Origin of the sequence: Nostoc sp. DedQUE05, assembly GCF_034530955.1 — a bacterium.
Taxonomy (GTDB): domain Bacteria; phylum Cyanobacteriota; class Cyanobacteriia; order Cyanobacteriales; family Nostocaceae; genus Nostoc.
Map to the genome: position 1 here is coordinate 18567 of NZ_JAVRCB010000062.1, position 23946 is coordinate 42512.

16 protein-coding genes are annotated in these 23946 nt (G+C 41.8%); 7 read left to right on the plus strand and 9 right to left on the minus strand.

From position 1 onward, the window contains the following. The first annotated feature begins 29 nt into the window (after positions 1–29). A complete protein-coding gene (locus RMZ42_RS31460; protein WP_322675106.1) occupies positions 30–1310 on the plus strand; it encodes a ribulose bisphosphate carboxylase small subunit in 1281 nt (426 codons plus the stop codon). Positions 1311–1511: 201 nt separating this feature from the next. Here the strand turns inward: RMZ42_RS31460 and RMZ42_RS31465 are convergent, their stop codons facing one another. The 7 genes from RMZ42_RS31465 to ahcY all read right to left on the minus strand — a co-directional run bounded on the left by RMZ42_RS31465 (position 1512) and on the right by ahcY (position 9286). Further along, on the minus strand, positions 1512–1973 hold the full coding sequence (locus RMZ42_RS31465) for a cupin domain-containing protein (RefSeq protein WP_322675107.1): 462 nt from the start codon (positions 1971–1973) through the stop codon (positions 1512–1514). Between the two features lie 301 nt (positions 1974–2274). Next, the gene (locus tag RMZ42_RS31470; protein ID WP_322675108.1) at positions 2275–3024 is read right to left on the minus strand and encodes a hypothetical protein; all 750 of its coding nucleotides are present in this window, start codon (positions 3022–3024) and stop codon (positions 2275–2277) included. A 363-nt stretch (positions 3025–3387) separates the two neighbouring features. Then, complete coding sequence (locus RMZ42_RS31475; protein WP_322675109.1) at positions 3388–3783, minus strand: hypothetical protein; 396 nt, start codon at positions 3781–3783, stop codon at positions 3388–3390. Between the two features lie 904 nt (positions 3784–4687). Then, positions 4688–5374, minus strand: a complete 687-nt coding sequence (locus tag RMZ42_RS31480; protein WP_322675110.1) for a class II aldolase/adducin family protein — start codon at positions 5372–5374, stop codon at positions 4688–4690. 61 nt (positions 5375–5435) lie between these two features. After that, positions 5436–6581, minus strand: a complete 1146-nt coding sequence (locus RMZ42_RS31485; RefSeq protein WP_322675111.1) for a hypothetical protein — start codon at positions 6579–6581, stop codon at positions 5436–5438. Between the two features lie 116 nt (positions 6582–6697). After that, on the minus strand, positions 6698–7615 hold the full coding sequence (locus RMZ42_RS31490) for a hypothetical protein (RefSeq protein WP_322675112.1): 918 nt from the start codon (positions 7613–7615) through the stop codon (positions 6698–6700). Positions 7616–8008: 393 nt separating this feature from the next. Continuing rightward, entirely contained in the window at positions 8009–9286 is a 1278-nt protein-coding gene (gene ahcY, locus RMZ42_RS31495; RefSeq protein WP_322675113.1) for an adenosylhomocysteinase, read from the minus strand. Between the two features lie 434 nt (positions 9287–9720). On the opposite strand from ahcY, the gene RMZ42_RS31500 reads away from it, so the two are divergent. From RMZ42_RS31500 to RMZ42_RS31510, 3 genes are all read left to right on the plus strand, one after another. After that, a complete protein-coding gene (locus RMZ42_RS31500) occupies positions 9721–11334 on the plus strand; it encodes a mechanosensitive ion channel family protein (RefSeq protein ID WP_322675121.1) in 1614 nt (537 codons plus the stop codon). Between the two features lie 287 nt (positions 11335–11621). After that, the gene (locus RMZ42_RS31505) at positions 11622–14963 is read left to right on the plus strand and encodes an efflux RND transporter permease subunit (RefSeq protein ID WP_322675114.1); all 3342 of its coding nucleotides are present in this window, start codon (positions 11622–11624) and stop codon (positions 14961–14963) included. 211 nt (positions 14964–15174) lie between these two features. Then, a complete protein-coding gene (locus RMZ42_RS31510; protein WP_322675115.1) occupies positions 15175–15612 on the plus strand; it encodes a DUF6918 family protein in 438 nt (145 codons plus the stop codon). 346 nt (positions 15613–15958) lie between these two features. Here the strand turns inward: RMZ42_RS31510 and RMZ42_RS31515 are convergent, their stop codons facing one another. Further along, on the minus strand, positions 15959–16627 hold the full coding sequence (locus tag RMZ42_RS31515) for an HAD family hydrolase (RefSeq protein ID WP_322675116.1): 669 nt from the start codon (positions 16625–16627) through the stop codon (positions 15959–15961). 249 nt (positions 16628–16876) lie between these two features. Here RMZ42_RS31515 and RMZ42_RS31520 point away from each other — a divergent pair, with 249 nt between their 5' ends. Then, positions 16877–17491, plus strand: a complete 615-nt coding sequence (locus RMZ42_RS31520) for a Uma2 family endonuclease (RefSeq protein ID WP_322675117.1) — start codon at positions 16877–16879, stop codon at positions 17489–17491. Between the two features lie 66 nt (positions 17492–17557). Beyond that, positions 17558–18160 carry a hypothetical protein gene (locus RMZ42_RS31525; protein ID WP_322675118.1) on the plus strand — a complete coding sequence of 201 codons (603 nt, stop codon included), beginning with the start codon at positions 17558–17560 and terminating at the stop codon, positions 18158–18160. Between the two features lie 326 nt (positions 18161–18486). On the opposite strand, the gene RMZ42_RS31530 is transcribed toward RMZ42_RS31525, so the two are convergent. Next, positions 18487–23358 (minus strand): eIF2A-related protein, encoded by a 4872-nt coding sequence (locus tag RMZ42_RS31530; RefSeq protein ID WP_322675119.1) that lies wholly within the window; start codon positions 23356–23358, stop codon positions 18487–18489. Between the two features lie 139 nt (positions 23359–23497). On the opposite strand from RMZ42_RS31530, the gene RMZ42_RS31535 reads away from it, so the two are divergent. Next, positions 23498–23785, plus strand: a complete 288-nt coding sequence (locus RMZ42_RS31535; RefSeq protein WP_322675120.1) for a hypothetical protein — start codon at positions 23498–23500, stop codon at positions 23783–23785. The last annotated feature ends 161 nt before the right edge of the window (positions 23786–23946 follow it).

Genomic DNA, 23946 nt, shown 5'->3' on the forward strand with positions numbered 1-23946 from the left:
GAAGTGTTAATTTTTCATCACATAAACTCATGGGTTACTACATCGCTCCCCGCTTTTTGGACAAACTTGCTGTCCACATTACCAAAAACTTCCTGAAGCTTCCTGGCGTGCGAGTTCCCGTGATACTGGGTATTCATGGACGCAAAGGAGAAGGTAAAACATTTCAATGTCAATTAGTCTTCGAGAAAATGGGTATCGAAGTCACTAACATATCTGGTGGCGAATTAGAAAGTCCAGATGCGGGAGATCCAGCGCGGTTGATTCGGTTGCGCTATCGGGAAACAGCAGAACTGATCAAAGTACGCGGCAAAATGTGTGTACTGATGATTAACGATTTAGATGCCGGTGCTGGACGTTTTGATGAAGGGACTCAATATACTGTAAACACGCAGTTGGTGAATGCCACACTGATGAATATTGCTGATAATCCCACAGATGTGCAGTTGCCGGGAAGCTATGATTCCACACCTTTACATCGCGTGCCGATTATTGTCACAGGTAATGATTTTTCTACTCTCTATGCACCGTTAATTCGGGATGGACGGATGGAGAAATTCTACTGGGAACCAGATAGAGACGATAAGGTGGGAATTGTCAAGGGGATTTTTGAAGCGGATGGACTGTCACAGAAGGAAGTTGAACAGCTAGTTGATACTTTTGTCAATCAGTCCATTGACTTTTTTAGCGCTTTGCGATCGCGCATTTATGACGAACAAATCCGCAACTACATTCATAAAGTAGGTTTTGAGCAGATATCCTTGAGTGTGGTTAACAGCGCTAAAGGCCCACCAGAATTTCAAAAGCCAGATTTCAGGCTGTCTCACTTAATCGAGTCTGGTAACTTCCTGGTTGGCGAACAAAAACGGGTAGAAAATTCCCATTTGGTTGATGATTACAATCGTCTCAATCGAGGTAGAAATTCTCAATCCACACCACCTGCTGTTGTAACACCAATTAAACCAATTAGTCAGCCGTTAAATAGCCCAACCCAAGAAGTAAAAACAAATGGATTTCAGAAACAGGAAGCATCCAGTCCACATTTGACTCTAGATACACAAGCTCAAATTAGGGAATTATTGGCTCAAGGTTACAAAATTAGTATTGAACACGTAGATGAGCGCCGCTTCCGCACAGGTTCTTGGCAAACTTGTGTTCATAGCCACATTGATGCTGAGACTGATGCCATCTCAAATTTGGAGGCAACTCTGGCAGAATATAGCGGTGAGTATGTGCGCTTAGTAGGTATCGATCCCAAAGCCAAGCGGCGTGTGGTGGAGACAATTATTCAGCGTCCAAATGGGAACAATTAGGAACAGATGCAGCAAAATCTGGGTGTTTAACGACCAAACTCACCGGACGCAGACAACCTTGGCAACTCAACCGACCAACTTGTGGCGTTCCGGTGCAGCAACTTGTTAGGCGACGCTTTGATAGTGCACCTAGCGAGAACATTGTCGGGCATTTCTACACAGCCGCACGCTGCGCGTACAAAAAGCATCCAGCAATCATTTCTAGTAGGGACTCGAGGCAGGTTCTCCCGCGCCGTTAGTCCAAATGTCGTCTGGCAGCGATCGGTTACGGTGACAAACCCGATCGTGGTCAGGATACGTGATTGTGTCTACTTCCGCTCGAGTGCCGACTATCAGGCATTGCGTTGCCTTGGAGCTACGATTCTCGAGAAAGTGGCCTATCGGCACTCCTGCTTGAAAAGTTGCGGCGTCGCCAGGACGTAGTACAGTCTTTGCGTCTCCTTCGATGAGCACGATCTCGCCTTCGAGGACATAGACCATTTCATCCTCAGCACTATGCCAATGTTTGATTGACGAACGAGAGCCAGGCTGCAAGACTTCGATGAACGCGCCGAACTGGGTAAGTCCTCCTGCTTCGCTGATCCAGAGCATACGATTTGGTTTATGCGCGGCGTGAGAGGGGCTTTCCTCCACGATGAGACTATCAGGAGTGATAACAGTCATGTTGGTACCTCTGGGAATTCTGGAGCAATAGCTATTCCATTGTGTCTAGGGCACGAATCGACGCAAAACTTCGTTCGTGTCCCTAAATGAAGCGTTACTTTCAATTCGGTTAAGGCAAGAGACGCGATGAATCGCTGTTTCTACAAAGTCAATTTTAAATCATTTGCGAACAACAAGAAAACCTTAAATCCATAATAAGTTGGGGATTTAAGGTTGTAAATTCGATTCGCCAGGGTTGTTGTTAATTCTTAAACAACTGGAAACAATATGTTTCCTTAATTTGAAAGCTAAATTTTTCCTTTTACCTACAAGTACTGGCTGAAGCTGAGGTCATCGTTCTTAAATCGCTTGTAAATGCGGCTGTGTATTGATAAGGTGATGAACCAGAGCAATTCATGGAATTTGTATAGGTGTTACGGGGATTCCACCATGACATTGCTTTCACAGTCAAATTTGCGCCATTCCATGATAGAGACTGGACGAGTAAAGAGTTCGTTTGTCCATTATCTGGCTTTTTAGAAGATAAAAATGTGGCATAATCAACCTGGCCATTAGCTGGATTAATTCGGGCTATCACTGCGACTTTTGGCCCGCCTCCATTACCATAGCTAGACAACCACCGACCACTAGCAAAACGGCTAAAATTGTTACCTGTCTGACTGCCTGTAGAAGAGTAAATGCCATATAAAACATCACTTCCATTCCAATACAATCCGTAACCTGTACCATCATCGCCTGTTGTCTCGTGATCGTCACGACACCATGCTTTTATCCCATTATTAAAGCGGATAGTTATAGGGTTTTTGTTATTTGAGAATTGCTGATAACCAATGTAAATTCTTGCCGATCCATTAGCTACTTTGGGGCCATTTTTAGCTGCGATTGTCGCTTCACTATCATTGCAACTGAATGTCACAGGTTCGCCGACCGATGTATTTATAGTTTCAGCTAAAACTGGAGCAGTATTTTGTGTGAAAACTAAGTCACCTACTAAAATTACAGACAAAGAAATGCCCGCAAAATACTTGTGTAATTTGCCAGAATAAATCATGTTATGAATCTGCCGAGACAAGGAACGGAAAACACCGTATCACTATAAACTCTAATCAGTATTTAGACAAGTAAAATGGTTGAAAACATTATGCAGTAAGAGTCTCAGTATTCTAAAATATTAGATATAACTACAAAATGTCCGATCTAATATGCATGATGATGCATGATAGTAGCTGTATATAATTATTGTTTATCAAAGACCGTTAGTAAATATAAAAAATTGCAATAGATTATGCTTTACCATAAACAATTGCAATAATTGAGAAAATAATTTTAATCAGCCAAGTACCTTTGTTCGTTCTCTACATCCCTTGTAAGAACATTGCTTTCCCTGCTGTTTTATGCTTTTATCCGGGCTGTATTAGGTAGTTTTAGGATTTTTATCTGATGCTTCTCCACCAGCAGCTTTCAAGCGGCTCAATCTGCTTTTGCGAATCCGTTCACTCTCGCGAACCCCACCCGCCATTTCATATTCGCTACTATCTTTGCCATATTTAAAAGCAACCCCTCTGACCATCTTATCTGTAAGATTACTGAGGGTTTTCTCCATCGCATCAATTTTAGTTTTAGAAGAATCAATTACAGTTAACGCAGTGTTATAAGCATCAAGCATGGTTCTTAGCTGTTCAATTGCTTGACTCAAATTTTGCAAATCGCAATCATCACCAAAACTCATATTTGAATCAATTGCTTTTAGTCCAGCGGATCTCAACTCAGCTTTTTCGAGAACACGGGATGTACGTTTTTTACGAGACATCAATATATTCCTTAGAGAGGTTTCTAAAGCTACTTTGGCTTACTAAAGCTGTTTTTTGGTTCAGTAAAATTAGCGATAATTATATTTGTTAAAAAAATTCCAACCAATTTGAGTAATTTCTCTATATTTCCAGTTTTTACCTATTTTTCTTTGTAATTGCTTTAATATTGATGAGGAATATTGCAATGTTGATGAGGAACATTGCAATGTTGATGATGAATGTTGCAATGTTGATGATGAACGTTGCAATGTTAATGAGGAATATTGCAATCTTTATGAAGAATATTGCAATTTTGATGAGGAACATTGCAATGTTAATGAGGAATATTGCAATCTTGATGAAGAATATTGCAATTTTGATGCGAATACAACCGACAGAATCTAGAAGTACAAAGCGCAAAACTCAGATTTCATACACAAATGTAAGTTTTAGCGATCACTGATTTTTGATCCGACCTCACAAAATCGCGTTGCTCCCATGCCCGCAACAGTCGGTCTTGCTTGAGCGCACCCTTAATATTCAGCATGATCTTTCCCTACCACTGCTGTCTATTCTCTCTTATTTCCCGACAACTCTATTAATCGAATGAGACCGTGAAAGTTGCAAAGTGAGAGAAGAAGACAAACCAACAGGACTTACGCAACTGGCACAAAGCGCGGGCAGGTAAGCCTTGGGCAAACACATCCGAACATGACTTGCACGGTGGTAGTGTGGGGGATTTGCGCTTCAAGGCATTCTGACTCCCAGGCGGTCGCTGACATAGGCAATTTAAGTTGTGGCTGCTGCCTGTGAGTAGTGATTGCTTAGTTCTGGCTAAAGCCTGTGGGTGTTGAGGTACGAAACTCAACTCAACCTACGTGAGCAGCGATCGCTCTCCACATAATTGAGTTTTTCAAGCCCATCCTACTTAGAGTTCGCAATATCAGATTCGATTAGTTTTGACATTAAAATACAATAAGCATTTAACTCAAGTCTTTCGACGGCATCATACGCTGCATTAATATCTCTTCCCATAAGAAAAAGGCCGTGCCTTGGTACAATAACTCCAGCCGCATGGTTATAAATAATATCTTCGCGCCCTTTTAGAGAAGCCGTCACAGCATCTGCCAACTTTTGACTGCACGCCGGATGATAATCTATGATAGGAGTAATACCAAACTTCATAGAGTTCTCAAGTATAGGGATAATTGGTGTTTTTGTTGAGGCAAATACTAAAATATTTCGTGGATGTGCATGAATAACTGCCCTTCCAAAATCCACAAACTCAGTATGTAGTTTAAGGTGAACGTTCAATTCTCGTGATGGCTCGCCTTCTCCTTCAATCTTGTTCCCCTTGATGTCAACTACACAAACCTGTTCAGGGGTAATATTCCATTGAAAATTACTCCCACTCCGTCGCGGCGAAATACATATTTGATCATTCACCTTGATACTAATATTTCCTCCAGCCGAGTCAGTTAAGTGTCGCTTATATAATAGGCGTCCAATTTCTACTATTTTAGAGCGCGTATCATGTAACAAGATATTATTCATATTCAACAAGGACAGTGATGAATCATCAGAATTAGAAAGTAAAGATCGGACATTCAAACCGAGGCTTTTCTGTGCTGGTAATTATACTAATAATTTATCCCGTTATTACTGGAATGTTTTAGACAAATACACTTATACCCTCAATACTATTGAACAAGTGATGCTCGTTTTCTGGAATATCTTCAATTGAAAAATATCGAGGGGAAAATAGCATCTTTTTCTGGTTAGGTTCGATACTGACTCTGTTCGAAACAGAGGTCCAAATCGCTTTTGCATAGTCAGGAGAGAAATTTTGTAAGTACAGGCCGTTTTTCACGTGACTCAGAAACCTGAAATATGACTTTACAGTACCCACGTCTTCCCAATTGATAACCATTTTTATCATAGGTTGCTTTTTGGATTTTTCTCCAAAAAGTTTATCCATATTCTTTAAAATATAAGTTATAGCATGCGCTCCGTTGTATATTTCAGAATCGTTTTTCTTTAAAAAAGTTACACAACCCTGATTTTCAATTTCTTGCCGAACTTTATCCATTAATTTTGTTACGGCTAGCTTACTGAAATATACAAGTCCTGTATTTACAATATGATTTCCATTTGGAAGAATACAGCTTCTAAACTCTTCTGGCGAAGGGTTCTCTATAAAATCAATGAATGTGAACGCGCTTTCGGAGATTGATGTTTTTTCTGCTCTGAAAATTCCAACGGAACTTGGATAGTTCAGCCTTTTTTCTGTGCCAATAAATGCCAAGTGATTGCTAGGTTGTTTAAGTTGTATTTCAATGAATTCTGCGATTTCTTGTGAGCTGCTGTCATATACTAAATCTACTCCGCTGATAAGCGTTGCTTTAATATTTTGTGGATTTCTTAGATAATAGTTTATTACACCTGAAATATTTCCGTTGGGAGGGCATGTGAAAAAATCATACCCAGTTTTATTGACAAAGCTTGTACCTAGTGCAAGTGGAAAATCAGCCACGTACATATCTCTGTAATAATTATTAAGAGGAAAAGGAAAGCAAGCCTTAGTATAATCACCGACTAATTGTGTCAAGGCTTTTAGTCTTTTCCCTTTACCTGCTGCAACTATGAAATAATTGACCTCCTCATTTAAATGTAGACCCGTTTTGTGACTCAGAAATATTTTGGGCAATTCATATTCCTGAAAGGAATTGACTACACTTTGAACTTTTGTCAGGTATTTGTTATTAGGTAAAACAAAGATCCCTGTTTTACTCACTGTGTCATTATCATTGGAAGGCACTATAAACCTCTTCTAGAGACAACTCTTCTCGAAAGCAATACCTTATGGTTTACGATTTTAAACTTAATTGTAGTTTAAGAAATGGCTTCTTAAATGCTGTCAAATTTGTCAATACATTAGCCAGATCCACTATATCTTTGAAAAAGAGGTATCCAAGTGCCTCTGGAGTGACAAAAAGGCATTGGTGTAGTTCCGGGTGTGTTCCAATCGAAAGTAACAAGTGCTTTCGATCGATCGAATTTTTTGTAATTCGAGCTATCTATGATTTTCATATACTTACTGAGCCAATTATTTAAGACTAATTTTTCCTCTTTAGAATACGCAACGTTTTTAGGATCATCAAAATTCCAAATCTCTTGGTGATAGATTGCTTCAAGGTTAGGAATAGGGTCAAGCAGTGGAGGCTTTGACCTATCTTTCCAACCAAATTTTAATCTATCTAGTCCTAACTGACTAGCCACAAGAGTAACTAAGAAAACTTTGTCAAAAAGGGCAAATTTCTTTCTAACTTCGTCAGTTAAATAATAACTTAATCCCCCACCATTGACCACGATATCATCAATTAAGACTAGATTCTTTACGCCTAAACTTTCTATCTTCTCAATAACGTGATAGTCTTTCAAAGAATCCAAAGGATAGAACTTCTCTGTGATTTTCCCAGATATCATCTCAGAGTGCAAAGCACCTTTAACTTTTATGTTATTGGCTTGACTATACAAGTAGCTCATATATGCACCACTTTTAGCGTGCCCAGGAAATAAGAATATGACCTCGCTTTCTTTTTGGTAGGTCTCTAGTCTTAATTTTGACATCAACTTTAAGTGGAGAGATTCAAAAGCATTTCGTGCTTTTTTTGTATCATAGTAGATAAAATCAAAAAGCAGCCTCAACGCAATATATTGATCTTCAGTTGTTAAAAACTGATTACACCATTTAGTAATGGGAATATCAGCATGTTGAACTAATGCTGGTCGTTTTCTTTGGACAAGCTCAATATACTGCTTTATTGTTAGTTTTTCTTCAAAAAGAGACATGTTTCTTGTCTTAAAACTGTCATAATTGATTTTGCATAAATGCTAAATTCAAATCCATAATTCTAAAACTTTGGCACTGGTCTGCATAGTTCCGTATAACCACCCTTTACGGAAGGATTATGATGTATCTAAAGTGACACGTCCAGATTTAACAGAGAGGTGCGAGGGATAATACCCTCCATCGACTCTACCATAATTCTAGGTATTAGACTTGTCGCTAAATAAGAGTTAAAAAATGATGAAATGAAATTCTAGACTTCGCTTATCAAATTATGCAGCCATTAAGTAAGTAAGCTTTTGCACTTTGCGGATTACGCTTGCAGTATGGGCAAAACCCAAAAAAAAGGGATAAGCCCAAAAGCTTATCCCTCAAACAATTAACTAATCAATGTATCAAGTTCCACTTGTCCAAGAATTGATGTACTCAATTTGATCGGGTGTGAGGCTATCAATCGTGATCCCAATAGCCTGCAACTTCAATCGAGCAATTTCTTGATCGACTTCAACCGGAATTGAGTGCAAACCAGGTTCCAACTTACCCTTATTCTTCACCAGGAATTCACAAGCCAAAGCTTGGTTGGCAAAACTCATATCCATTACCGCGCTGGGGTGTCCTTCAGCCGCAGCTAGGTTAATCAAGCGTCCTTGTCCGAGAACGACAACTGATTTACCATTTTTCAATTTATACTCTTCGGTGAAAGGACGAACTTCTTTGATTTCTTTAGCTTGTGCAGCCAAGTATTTCAAATCAAGTTCCAAGTCAAAGTGACCGGAGTTACAAACGATCGCACCATCTTTCATGACATCGAAGTGTTCGCCACGAACGACGTGCTTGTTACCAGTCACAGTGATAAATATATCACCTTGGGGTGCAGCTTCAGCCATTGGCAGGACGCGGAAGCCATCCATTACGGCTTCAATTGCCTTGATGGGGTCGATTTCGGTGACGATGACGTTAGCACCCATCCCACGGGCGCGGAGGGCTGTACCTTTACCACACCAGCCATAACCGACAACAACAACATTCTTCCCAGCCAACAAAATATTGGTGGCGCGGATAATGCCATCTAGGGTTGATTGCCCAGTACCATAGCGATTATCAAAGAAGTGCTTGGTGTCAGCGTCGTTGACGTTGACTGCGGGGAAGGTGAGAACGCCTTCTCTAAACATGGCGCGTAACCGCACGATCCCAGTGGTGGTTTCTTCGGTGCTACCAATCAAATCAGCAATTTGGTGTTGGCGTTGTTGTACCAAAGTTGCAACCACATCGCTACCGTCATCAACAATAATGTTGGGGCGATGATCTAAAGCTATTTGGACGTGGCGGTTATAAGTTTCGTTATCTTCGCCTTTTTGAGCAAAGACGGGAATTTCATGATCGACGACGAGGCTAGCGGCTACGTCATCTTGAGTTGATAAAGGATTGCTAGCAATTAAAAGCGCGTCTGCACCACCGGCTTTCAGAGCGATCGCCAAATGTGCTGTTTCAGTTGTAATGTGGGCACAAGCTACAAGGCGTAAACCAGCGAAGGGCTTTTCGGTTGCAAAGCGATCGCGGATTTGCTTCAAAACTGGCATTTCGCGTCCAGCCCATTCAATGCGCTGTCTTCCCAAGGCAGCTAGGCCGAGGTCTTTAACCTCGTGCTTTAATCGGGGAGAAGTTGCGGTCATCAAAAGTTACCTCAAAAAATTAAAAAAGCTACGTAAGTTTTACGCACTCTACTAGGTTATTCTACTACTGGCAATTTTTGCTTGGATGAAAGCAAATCACTAGTCAAGAATCCTCAAAACTAGCTTGACGTTTGATCGCCGGAATGTCAACTTCCTCTCCAGCTTCTTCCTTTTTGTTTTATCTTTGGTCAGCATAAGACTCTTTTCGGGCTGACATACTGATTTTCGTCATCTGTCTCAAGATAGAAGACAACGAAAAAACATCAAACTTTCATCAACTCAAGGGAAAACTTCAACTTTAGATAGGTACATCTACCCAAAGGTATTAAGCAGGATAGTTAAAGTAGTAATTAATAGATTTTACTTAAGGAGGTGTTTGAGTGCGCTTTAAATTTTTGGCGTTGGCTTTGCCCGCCGTAGGCATCGCTAGTTCAATGGCTATAGGCATTGTATCTGTGCCAAAAGCCACGGCCCAGATACCTTTGTTACCGCAACTGCAAGCTCCCAGCAGTATTAGTAATGATTCAGATAACAGAGTTGTTTCGGGCTGGATTTATTTAGATGGTCGTCGGTTATTTCAAATAGCGGCAACAAGAACCAACTTTCCTGAGCGTTCAGAAGATATTCAAAAGAAGTTGCAGAAAATTGGTCAAAATTACTTTCAATCACCAGCAAAAACACCAGTCAAGGTAGAAGTTCGCAAAGTAAACGAATTACCAGTAATTTATGTCAACGGTCAATATCTGATGACCGTTACTTCGGAAGATGCGGAACTGCGACAGGTAGATATATCGACATCGGCAAATCAAGTCGCCGAATCATTACAAGAAGACTTGCAACAAGCCAAGCAAGAAAGGCAAATTCAATCTTTAATCGACCAAGGTAAAATTGCTGGCGGTATCGGACTGGCAATGATTGTTATGAGTTGGGGGGTATATAGCTGGCAGCGGCGTTCCCAAAAGAATTTAGAAAACTCCATTGCCTCTCAACCCCAGAGGGAACTCTTCAATTACCCAAAACCAACAGACCAAGCAATTACAACACAACTAAATCAACGGCAACAGCAACATCTCCAAGAAGCCAAGAGACGATTGTTTCAGCTCAGTCAAGCCGGAATTTGGGGAGGTGGAAGCTTCTTTATTTTGGGTTTATTTCCCTATACACGAGGTTTGCAGGTAGCAATTCTCACAGCCGCCCAGTTTCCTGTGCGATTAGGTGTTGTATCCTTGGCAACCTATGTAGCAATTCGTTTGACCTACGCCCTGATTGACCGCTTCGCCTCCACACTGATTAGCAGTGGTGCTTTCCTCACTCCAGAAAGTTCTGCACGGTTGCAACTGCGTGTTTCCACTTTTTCTGGTGTAACTAAAAGTATCACTACTGTGATCTGGGTAGGAGTAGGTTTCTTGATCGCGCTGGTATCCTTGGGGATAGATATCGTTCCCTTACTAGCGGGTGCGAGTTTAGTTGGTGTTGCATTGTCTTTGGCATCGCAAAACTTAATTAAAGATGCGATTAACGGTTTTTTGATCATTTTAGAAGACCAGTATGCTTTAGGCGATGTGATTAATGTGGGGAACGTGGGAGGCTTAGTAGAAACTCTGAATCTGCGGATGACCCAAGTGCGGGATTCTGAAGGGCGTTTAATCACGATCCCCAATGGTGAAATTAAAGTTGTTGCCAATCTTTCTAGTCGTTGGTCGCGAGCCGATTTAACAATTCCCATCGCCTACCAAGCCGATACAGAAAAGGCTTTGAACTTGATTGCAACTATCGCCGATAAGATGAATCAAGAAATGCAATGGCAAAGTCAAATTTTGGAACCGCCGCAAGTTTTGGGAATAGATCAATTTGGCGATCGCGGTTTGATTATTCGTGTTTGGATTAAAACACTGCCCCTCAAGCAATGGGATGTAGCACGCGAGTTTCGCCGCCGCCTAAAAGTTGCCTTAGACGAAGCGGGAATTTCGATTTCTGTCCCTCAACAAGCAATTTGGGTCAATGACGAGCAATCGTTAAATTTTTCGAGTAATGGCAAAGATAATTAGAAATTTAGATTCATTACCGCATTTTTCAGTTGATGCGACCCTACCGTGACTTTTCCTAGCAGGGGAGCATACTTCGACTACGCTCAGTAACCGGGGGAGCAGGGGAGAAGTTGCAGTAAGTCTTTCCCCTCTGCTCCTCTGCCTCTGTCCGCGTTTGCTCCTCTGCCTCTTGTACCCAATCCCCAATCTTGTGCGATCGCCGACATTAAGCCTTAATAAATCCTTATATTAATAAAAAGCTACTACGTTCCTAACCAGTCTGAAACAATTCCATTATTGCTTGATTTATGTTTGTCAATACCTTCATCAGGCGGCCAGTGCTGACGACGGTCTGCACGTTCATTATCTTGCTGCTGGGAAGCATCTGTATACCGATTCTTCCCATTTCTCAGCTACCAGACCTTGCCCCAGTACAAATTACAGTTAGCTCCAACAATATTGGTGCAGATGCTCAAACAACAGAAAATACTGTCACCAACATTATTGAGCGACAAATTAATGGTGTTAAAGATGTATCTTATATATCTTCTAATACGGGTAATGATGGTTCGAGCAATATAACTGTCTCGTTTCCCACTAATGTCAATAGCGATATTGCTCAAGTAAACGTTCAAAATAAAGAAGCACTGGCTTCACCTCAATTGCCTGATACCGTTCAACGAACAGGTGTAACTGTTGAAACAGCATCGAGCAGTTTATTGCTGGTCTATGGGTTTTACTCAGAAAATAATGAGTATGACAACATTTTTATCAGTAACTATGTCGATCTGTATATTTTCGATCAGATCAAACGGCTTCCTGGTGTAGGAAGTGCCAGGGTTTTTGGAGAACGCAAATATGCGATGCGTCTCTGGCTCGATCCCAACAAGCTTGCCCAACATCAACTAACTCCTCAAGATGTAACAGCTGCCCTGCAACAACAAAATATTCAAGTGGGTGCAGGGTCGATTGGTAAGGAACCAGCACCAGATAATCAAAGCTTTGAATTTGCTTTACGGGCAACCAGTCGATTTAAAGATGCGGCTGAATTTGAGGATATGGTGCTGAAAGTTACTCCAGGCAGTACTACTAGTAGCACCAGTAATAACACTACTAATAGCACTAGTAATAGCACCAATAGCATTTTAGTTAAAGTCAAAGATGTCGGTCGAGTTGAACTAGGAGCAGAGAACTATCTGGCTGATGCCAAATTCACTATTCCAGGAAATGCTCCCAAGGCAGCCGTGGGTTTGGGGATATATCAACTTCCCGGTAGTAATGCCCTGAACGTTGCTCATGCTGTTGAAGAACAGATCAAAATATTAGAGAAAAGTTTTCCACCTGGACTTAAAGCCGAGTTGGCATTTGATACCACTCCGTTTGTAGAAATTTCTTTAGAAGAAGTTCTGCACACTCTAGTTGAGGCAATTGTCCTAGTGGTCTTGGTAATTTTTGTCTTTTTACAAGACTGGCGTACCACGATCATTCCGACTGTGGCGATTCCCGTTTCCTTGATTGGGACGTGTGCGGCTCTGTTGGTTTTAGGATTTCAAATTAATACACTCACCTTATTTGGTTTTGTTCTCGCGATCGGGATCGTCGTGGATGATGCCATTATTGTGGTGGAGGCAGTTGCAGTCAAACTAGAGCAGGGTATGAGACCCTTTGAGGCGGCTGTGGAAGCCATGAAGGAGTTAACTGGGGCAATCATTGCCACTTCACTTGTACTCATGGCGGTATTTATTCCAGTTGCCTTTATTCCAGGTACTACTGGGATTGTTTACAAACAATTTGCCTTAACCGTTGCTTGCTCCATTGGCATTTCCACCTTCAATGCCTTAACCTTCTCTCCGAGTATGGCAGCCATCCTCATGCGCCCTGCTCAGACTCCACGCGGCCCTTTGGGGTGGTTTTTTACACAATTTAATCGAGGATTTAGCTGGTTCACGCGGCGATATGTCGGGTTTATTAGCTACCTTACCCATATCAAGCCGATTGTAATTGGCGTTTTTCTCACTGGTTTATTAGCAACAGTTTTGATGTACAGAGCAGTACCTACCGGATTTATTCCAGAGGAAGATCAAGGTTACTTCTTTGTCATTGTCCAGGGGCCTGACGGGGTTTCTTTGAAATATACTGAATCTGTGATGAATAAGGTAGTCAAAGAAGTCACATCGGCTCCCGAAGTTAGAGCTAGTTTTATGATCAGTGGCTTTGGTTTCGACGGTAATGCTTCTAATTTAGGCATTGCCTTTGCTAACCTGAAACCCTGGAAAGAGAGAACTGAACAATCTCAATCTGTTTATGGCATACTTCAAAGACTGAACGCAAAGCTCTCTACAATTACAGAAGCCAGAGCGATCGCAGTAAATGCTCCTCCAGTGAGAGGATTAAGTACTACGGGTGGTTTTGAGTTTATCGTTCAAGACAAAACCGGCAGTGCGCCGATTGAAAGCCTAATTGATGCTGCTCAAAAATTGATTGGGGCAGCACGTAAAAGCCCTGTTCTCCAAGGAGTCTTCACTCAGTTCACCGCAGATACTCCCCAATTTGACATTCAGGTAAACCGCAACCAAGCCAAAGCTCTCAATGTTGAAATTAACGACATCTTTGGGGCATTGCAAACTTATCTGGGGTCGCAATATGTGAATAACTTTGTGCAGGGACAGCGACAGTATCGGGTATATGTCCAAGCAGATGGAGTGTTCCGTTCTAATCCAGAGGATATTGGCAAGCTGTATGTTCGCTCTGCCAATGGGGCGATGATTCCGTTGAGCAGTTTGGTAAAAATTACTCCCTTTGTAGGGCCGAAAACCATCGCGCATTACAACTTGTACAGGTCAATCAAAGTACAGGGCGCTCCGGCTCCCGGTGCTAGTTCTGGGCAGGCGATTAAAGCAATGGAGCAACTAGCAGCAGAGAATTTACCTCAAGGGTTTGGTTATGAGTGGACAGGCACTTATCTCCAAGAAAAGACATCGGGGGGAGCTACAGGTTTGATTTTTGCCTTAGCGATCGTTATTGTCTTTCTGGTGCTGGCAGCTCAGTATGAAAGCTACGTTGACCCAATTATTATTTTGCTGACAGTTCCTTTGGCAGTTTTGGGAGCAATGACAGCGATTTGGCTGCGTTCCAATATTTTCATGGTAGGTAGCCTCTTTCCCAAGGTAGTAGATGATATCTATTGCCAGGTAGGTTTGGTGACTTTGATTGGTCTAGCTGCAAAAAATGCAATTCTAGTTGTGGAATTTGCCAATCAACTGCATGAGCAGGGCATGAGCTACACGCGGGCGGCGGTGAAAGCGGGACAAGAACGTTTGCGACCGATCTTAATGACATCCTTTGCAGCGTTGTTAGGATTTTTGCCCCTGGTAATTTCTCAAGGGGCTGGAGCCAGCAGCCGTTGGTCTTTAGGAACAGCGCTGTTTGGGGGGCTGATGCTTTCCACATTCTTGAGTTTGTTTTTAGTGCCAATTCTCTATATTTTGGTTAAGAGCTTGGCTCAGGCTATATTACCTCGGAAGCGAGGAGGTTCAAATCCACCAGATTCACCAAATGGAGCTTCGGGAACTAGACATGAAGTTCTACCTGCTGGCTCAAGTCATCCAGAGACGCAACTTAGGTCTCAGGAGGATGGGATAAGCTCTTAAGTCTTATACACAGGGGGCAGAAGTTCTTTAATTTTGAATTTTGAATTTTGAATTGATTTCTCCCCTGCCCCCTTGCCTCTTTTCAACTATGCAGCTTAAAAGCGTATCAGCTTATCCACAACATCTCTAACTCTGATACCATTTTCTGTAATTTCCTGCTTGCTAAAAAAATTAGCCGAATAGAATTAGTACTTAGATAAGGAAGAGTGAAATGGGACTTAGTGAGGGACTTTTAAATCCGACCAAAAAGGCTATGGTCGTAGATGATTGTTGCAACATGATTGAAGGACAGCTTGCATCCAAGTCAGGCATGAGCGGCATCGCTTTGAAAACTGCCTTTGCTGCTTTGAAAGGGATTAAGCCAGGGTATATTCCTTATGTCGTTGAGCAGATATTACCGCAATGCTTTACAGCTCTCGATCCCATCTGGAGTAGAGGCGTAGAGAAAGGCGATCCAGTTGAATATCTGAGTGCAAATCGCTCTGATACAGCAGACGCGCTACTGAGTGTTACCGATGCGAGAGTCAAGAACTCAACCCGCCAAATTGTGCGAGGAACCTATGAAAAACTTCGCGGTTCCGCCAAAAAGCACGTAGAAGAAGCAGTGCCAGATTTAGCTAAGGTAATCAATAATTACACTAAGGTCTGAGCCAAAGGTTAGAGACGCGATTAATCGCGTCTTCTAAAAAAGTGGGAAACGCAGATGCAAAGTAGCTTTTCACCAGATATCGCCTCAAAATTTTACCAACTTCAAATCAAGTCCCGCCCGTTGGATGGCTTTTTCTTTTATAGCAACAGCCAAAATGGTTAGGACATTAACAGATGATAAAATTTAGACACAAAAAGGCTTTTCACCCAGTCCCCAGTTTCTAGTCCCCAGTTCCTTGCTATAACTGTTCTCCAAGATTGACTAGGGCTTTTTGAGTAGTATAATATTGCACAGCTTCGTTAATGAATCGAGTGCGATCGCCTACCCTTCTTCCTTCTTTTAATATTTAAGCATTTGCACCCAGAATAGAAGAGTCATAGTGCTGTAGTAAATCTTCTGGATCGTTGTAAATTGCGATCGCAAGCGATAGTTGTTCATCGCTAAAGCCACCGCAGCGCAAAGCAATTACACCTACTCCTGCTTTGCCGGCAGACTCAATATCATAAGGAGAATCACCTAGCATCACTACTTTATCGGGGGTCATTTGCCCTTTTTTCAAGGCGGCTTGTACAATGTCAGGGGCAGGTTTAGACGCTTCGGCATCATCGGATGTAGTTACTTCCGATATTAAATCATCTACTTGAGCAATTTTGAGTAATATGTCAAGTTCTTGAGAACTTGCTGAACTAGCAACAACTAGATGTAATCCCGATTTTTGCATCTTTAATATTAAGTCTCTGGTACCATTGGCAGGAGTAATTTGCGATGTAAATTTGTTCAATATGAGTTCTTTGCGCCGTTTAGCGATCGCTTTGCCAGTTCCTTCTTCGCTATTTAATTCTGGCGCTACTTTGGGAATCACTTGATCTCCACCCATACCTATAAGTGGTCTGACTTTTTCAAATGGCACTTCTAAGCCATAAGCTGCAAATGCTTCTACCCAGGAATTTGCATGAACATCATTACTTAATACCAGTGTGCCATCAATATCTAAAATCACTCCCTCTAAAGCCATGAAAAACCTCGACTGACGTTTTGTTTCATTGATGATGGCATGGCAAATATTTTAATTCATCGTCCCATCAGAAGAGAACAGGGTAAGAGTTGAGAAGGCGATCGCTTATAATTACAGCAGATTGCAAGTAAGTGAACTACAAGCAGCACTGATTCATCAAACAGAAAAAGCTTCTTTCTAACTCCTGCCCCCTGCTCCCTGCCCCCTGCCCCCTGCCTCCTGCCTCCTAAACGAATCCTTGAGGTCAAGATGGTACAAACACCCGCTAGTCCAGAAACCGAAACCCTATTGATTGAGTTGCCTAAGTCCATTGGGCTGTATGTTACCCAAGAACAGTTTGCTGCTTTAGCCGCAGCCAACCGAGACTTGAGACTAGAAAGAACCGCACAAGGAGAATTAATAGTGAACCCACCAACAGGCTGGGAAACTGGAAGACGTAATTGGAGTATTTCTGGCGAATTGTATTTGTGGTGGCGTAATGCAGGCGAACCTGGTAAAGCCTTTGACTCTTCTACAGGCTTCATTTTACCCAATGGTGCGACTCGCTCCCCCGATGCCTCTTGGGTGAGTGGAGAACGATGGCAGGCGCTTACTTCGGCACAAAAAGGAACGTTTGCTAATATCTGCCCCGATTTTGTAGTTGAGTTACGCTCTAGTTCAGATACCCTCAAGTCCCTGCAAGATAAATTGAGGGAGTATATCGACAATGGCGCGAAACTAGGCTGGTTACTAGATCCGCAGCAGCGACGGGTGGAAATTTATCGACTGGCTAAGGATGTGGAAGTGTTAGAGAATCCTGCTGAGTTGTCGGGTGAAGCGGTGTTGCCGGGTTTTGTCTTGAATTTGCGACGAGTGTGGGATTGAAAGCATCTTGCTCGCTACGGGTTAATTAAATAGTTTTTATATAAAAAAATAATAGGGAAAATCCTCATGCCTTATAGTAAATTTACTCTCAGTAAAGCTGTAGAGGATTTTCAACTCACTATCATTGAGGGCGATCGCTTTCTGCCTGAAATTTCCCCAGTCAATCCAAGTTCTTTACTCAAAGATACACTCAAAGAAACGCTGCCTTGGGCGATCGCAGTCAGTACTGAAAAAGCGCGTTCTGAAGGTATTATCAATCCAGTTTTGTTAGAAGTCAAACGTCAGTTCAAAGGACAAATTAGTGTCTTTTCGGGTGAAGAGTTCAGCGTGCAGCCAGAGGTTGATTTGACGGGTTATGTCGATTTTCTAATTAGTCGCTCTTCAGAGCAGTTGTTTATTAAGGCTCCTGCGGTGGTTTTGGTGTCAGCGAAGAAAGAAGACCTTAAACCAGCACTGGGACAATGTTTAGCCGAGATGGTGGCAGCTCAACGTTTTAATCAACAGAAGCAGCAGCCGATTTCAACCATCTACGGAACAGTAACGAGTGGTACAGTTTGGCGGTTTCTTAAACTAGAAGGGCAAACTGTGACGATTGACCTGACCGATTATCCACTGCCACCTGTTGAGCAAATTTTGGGCAAACTGGTTTGGATGGTGCAAAATGGCTGATGCAGGCAGGCGATCGCATCTAGGCTTTGGGAGTAGATGAGTTGGTTTTTTTGCCAAATTCAAGCAGAGGCGATCGCCTGTCCTACAATGAGAATCTGTTTTCTGGCGATCGCATTGCTACCGGATCGAGCAATTATATAATGTTCGGTATATTTGTGATATGTCATTGCGTTCGCCTTTAGCGTTCCCGTAGGGTACGGAACGAAGTGCAGTGAAGCAATCGCAGAGACATTGTGATTGCTTCGTTGCATTCGCAATGACGTTTTATTTGTCTCATCTGGCAAGCTGATAATTAATCCGGCGATGCATAATTTTTCACTTGGCTCTTACTTGATATCGTCGCACAGGCGCTTGTCGCTCTCGCTCAAATTGGGGTTATTCTGCAAATAATCATGTAACCAATCACAACCACGCCCCAGTAAGCTATCTAGATTATTGAGATGATTTAGCTCATTCAAATTCCAGAGAATTATAGCTCCATCTGCACTGCCCAAGGCAAGAGTCTTGCCATCGGCTGAGAAAGTCGCGCTTAACAAGTAATCGCTATGCCCAGTCAGAGTTCTGATTAAATTACCATCGCTTGTCCAGAGTCTTACGGTCTTATCATCACTAGCTGTAGCAATCATCTTACCATCATTTGAAAAAGTCACGCTATTAACCTGAGCGGTGTGACCTTTCAGCTTTTTGTACCAGCGAAACTCCCCCTTTTCGTCCTGCTTCCAAAGTATCACCGTCTTATCATTACTACTCGTCGCAATCATGTCACCACTAGGTGAGAACCTAACGCTCAAAACCCAACTATTATGCCCGTTTTTTCCTGCAAGAGTCTTGTAGATATGAAACTCGCCCTTGTTGTCCTGCTTCCAAAGTTTTACTGTATTGTCATCACTAGCTGAAGCAAGTATGTGACTGTCTGGCGACCAAGCTACAGCTTTTACCCAGTCGTCATGTTTGTCGAGAACCTGACGCTTAGTGCCATCTGTCCCTAATATTATTACTTTGTTATCCCTGCTACCTAAAGCGATAAACTTACTGTTGGGCGAGAAATTCAAGTCGTATATCTTATCTCTGTTTTGAAAAAGGGTTCTGAGGAATTTACCGTCACGGTTCCAGAGTTTCACTGTATTATCATCACTTGCGGTAGCAATTGTCTTACGATCGGGTGAGAAACTAACGTTATTGCTATCCCTGTCAAGAGTTTTTTCCAAAGTTCCATCCCGCCTCCAGAGTTTCACCGTATTGTCATCACTGGCTGAGGCAATTATTTTGTCATCAAGTAAGAAATTTACTTTATTAACCCGATTGCTATGAGCGTTTATGATGCTTACCACGCCAGTACCAAACGGAATGTTCATCGTGCTGTCAGCGCTAGCAGAAGCAGGAGTTTTGGCGTTGCGTGAGCAGTTCATACTACCAATTGGCCAAAGTTTGATTGTATCGTCAGCACTGGCAGAAACTAGAGTCTTACAGTCAGGTGAGAACCTGACAGCATAAACTCCATTGGTATGTCCTGATAAAGTTGTAAGGAAGGTACCGTCAGGCTTCCAAAGCTTTACAGTTTTGTCATCACTAGCTGTAGCAATCATCTTACCGTCCGGTGAGAAAGCCACACTATTGATTCCATCTTTATGTGGGTTCAAAATTGTTTTTAACAAAGTGCCGTATTGGTTGAAGATTCTTATTCTGTTGTCGCTACCAGCCACAGCAGCAATTGTTTTGCTATCGCTTGACCAAGCAACATCCCAAGCAGAGTCTTCATAGTCTTCTATCTTGTGAATAAACTTACCATCATGTGTCCAGAGTTTCACAGTTTTGTCCCGTCCACCAGTGGCAATCATCTTATTGTTTGGTGAGAAGGCAACACTATTAACTCCATCTTTATGCGCGTCAGGAATTGTTTTTAACAAAATGCCATTTGGCTTCCAGAGTTTGAGTGTGCCGTCCCGACTTCCTGTGGCAATTGTCTGACCATCAGGTGAGAAATCGATACTATAAACTCCCTTATCGTAAACTCCCTTACTATGTGTGTTGATTTCTTTTAGCGGGGTGCCATCACGCTTCCAAAATTTTATAATGCCCTTGAAATCGCCTGAGACAATTGTCTGATCGTCAGGTGAGAAACTCAGACCCAAGACTTTATCTTTATGTCCCTTGAGCGTATTTTGCAAACTACCATCTATATTCCATAGTTTTATAGTATGGTCATAACTAGTTGAGGCAATCAACTTACCATCGTGTGAGAAAGTCACACCCCAGATCAAAGCCTGATGTCCCTCCAAGCGATTGCCCTCTACTATCCAGTAAACTGATTGTTGTAATGCCGCTATAACTTGGCTGCGAAGTTGACTATCGCTTTGTGCAAAAGGCGATTTTTTCAGTAATATTCCAGCATAGATGCTTTCTTTGAGGGCATCAAATGTCTCGTGTGAGGTAAAAAGTGCTTTTGAAGTTTCAATAATGGCTATTTTTTGGTTTTGTTCTGATTGTTTTCTTTGATACTCTGATTGTTTTCTTTGATACTCTGCTTGAAACCCGAATATCACTGATACGGTTGCTAAGAAGGTCATTATGGCACTTCCAGCGATCGCCAAGTTTCGTTGTTGTTTTAAAATACGATTGAGTTTTTCTTCAACGATTTGTTGTGTTTCCTTCTGCTTTTCCCGTTCTTCTAATTCTCTTGCTTGTTGTGGCTGCCGGATAAAAGATACCAGATAGTCATGAACCAGTTGATATAAGTCAGCAGGGTCTTCAGGAATTTTTAACACCAGTCCCGAACCCACTAAAATCTCTAAAACTAGATTTAGTTGTTCTTTTTCTAAGACTATATCTGCTGTTTTTAAACCTTCCGCTAAATCGTTGGAAGTTTTGAGTGGACGAATGTTTTTATCATCTGTTAGCAAATATAAAACTACTTTGGCACAGAGTTCGTTTTCAGAACCACAGTCTTTAATAACTGCTTCCAAAAATCGCTCGACTAGTTTTTCTTTTGTTCCCGACTGAAGATATTTTTCTAAAGTTGTAATTTTTTCAGTTTGCAATTGCGTACCCACAATTTGTAATTCAATGGGGCGTACCTCCCCCAATTCACCTGCTAAATCCCGCACTAATTCATCAATCAATGCAGGCTCTAAGTAAAAGTGAGAGCGTTCTGTTAAACTCTGCACAACAGCCATAGCATCGTCTGGCGAAAAGTTACCCAAGTAATAACGAATGCTTTTATCGAGAATATTATTATTAATTGTACTTAAATTAAACAGAAGTTCTAAGTCTAATAAATAATGTAAATAATCTTCCCGCAAGGACAGAATTACTTTTACAAAAGGAATATCTAGACAAACTCGCAAAAACTCATAAAATGCTCGTCGTTGACCTTGGTCTGGATAAACAAAGAAAAACTCCTCAAACTGGTCAAACATTAAAACTGTCAACAAATTTCGATCGGCATTTCTCCGTAATTGCTCTAAAATAGCTGCTGAAGAATCAAGATTAACAGATAATTGATTACCTCTGACTTCCTCGAAAGCTTTAGCCAAACTCTGCCCTAACATCCCTACCCAATCTGTATAAACTCGCAACAAAATGGGTAAAGCATCTCGCTCACCAATTGCTTGCTGTTGCAGCGCCGGAATTAATCCACCCTGCAAAATCGAACTTTTCCCCACTCCTGACTGACCATGAATTACAGTCAATTTATGCTCAGTCCCGCCAATTCTTTCTCGCAACCGCTTCACATCTTGTCCCCGACCAGAAGCGGCAATTTCTTGAGCGATTGTTTCAAGATTTTCTACTTGCAACTGTGCAAAATTAATTGCCTGTCGCTGGGGATTTAGAAAAGATGCACCAACAAAAGCACGAAAACCATACTGTTGTTCAATTTGTAACTGCTCTTGCTTAATATAAAACGCTTTAAGATATTCACCTTGTTCAAAATAGAGTAAGCGCAACCTTTCTAATATAGATATATATAATCGTGGGTTATACTGATGATTACTTTCAGCTTTTGCAGTTTTTAAACTATTAATTGCTGCTGGAATTTCACCTAAACCCTGTTGAGACTTAGCTAAAATAAACCGATACAAGCCAAATTCATTTGATTGTAAATTAGGTATCTCAGCTAATATTTGCAATGCTTGCCCTGCAAGTTGATGAGCTTCATCCCAGCGTGACTGCTCTAAAGCTACCTCTGCCAAAAAGCCATAATCTTGAGCCAACTGCAACGGCGTGCCATAATTTTGATGTAGCGGCAGAGACTTTTCCACAAGGCTTTGCAACTCTAACCATGCTTGTAAACGTCGTAGCACTCCACCCAGTTTAGTAATATGTTTTGCAACTAAATCTGTACGTTGTGCTTGTTCAAAAATATCAATAGCTTGCTGAAGGTAATTTCTCGACTCTTGCCAATAGCGTTGATTTTCTGTCTGATTTTTTTCGGCTTGGCGGTTATAAGCTAAAGCAATATTAACAAGTAATATACCTTGTCGTTCTAAATAATTACTTTGTCGCCAGAACTCCAAGCTTTGTTGATAATGCGTTAAAGCAGAATCTATCTGGTCATGTAGATAATCATTCAAGCCAAACAAAAACTCTAAACTTGCTTCAACTGCTGCTTCTAATACTTCTCCTCGATTTTGCAAATCTTCACGAGCGGTTTCTAATTCCCGGCACATTTGAGAATTAGGCGTTACATCATCAGCAAAGATTTCATCAGTCTTTTGCTGAAGGAAGTTGACTAATTCATCCGTAGGGTTTTCAAACTCAATGATAGTTGCCCAATTTTCTAAATCGGTTGCTAATCGAATAAATTTTTGCAGAACTGAATCATTAACCCACAACAATATCGGAAACGGGAAGTTTTTTCTAAACTCCTCTCGTACTTGGTTCGCTGAAGTCAGAACTGTATCAATATTTTTAACTGACTCCAAACCAAAAACCATCAATGCAGGTGGCTGTTCATCTCCCAATTGTTCGCGTATATTTGTGTAAAGCGTTTTGACTGATGCAGGTAAAGTAATTTCGTGAATCTGTACAGGAGATAATTGGTGCAGCCGTTCTACCATTCGCTGACGTAAAGCAGCATAGTTACAGCGCAATATAATCAGCGAAAACTGCCCCTGAGAAAAGGTAATTGCTCTGACTAAAGTTTGTAATGAACTTTGATTATCAAAAGCTAAATTTTCCGGTTCTTGCTGATTACTCATAACATACAGCAGTTTTCTTTTGCATAAAGTATAAAATTATGGGTTTGGAAGCAGGAGGCAGGGGGCAGGGGGCAGGGGGCAGGGGGCAGGGGGCAGAAAAAACGATTTTTGCTAGTTGTAAAAAGCTGTAGTTGTGAAAATGACAACTGACACGGCTCCCGCACTTGTTGATGCAGCTCCCGCACTTGTTGATGCAGCTCCAGCACTTGTTGATGCAGCTCCCGCACTTATTGATCTAGCTCCCGCACTTGTTGATGCAGCTCCCGCACTTGTTGATGCAGCTCCCGCACTTATTGATCTAGCTCCCGCACTTGTTGATCTAGCTCCCGCACTTACTGATCTAGCTCCCGCACTTACTGATCTAGCTCCCGCACCTGACTTATCGCGGTATCTGGAAAACCTCACTTCTATTTCTCTCTTCCTTTAAGGCTACGGTGTACACACAAGTCTGAAATAGCTGATTAACCAGGGTTTTACCCCACCCTAACCCTCCCCTTATAAAGGGGAGGGAACTAGATTTACGGTCTCCCCCCTTTATAAGCTACGGTGTACACACAAGTCTGGAGTCGTTTACGAATCTGGTTTTTA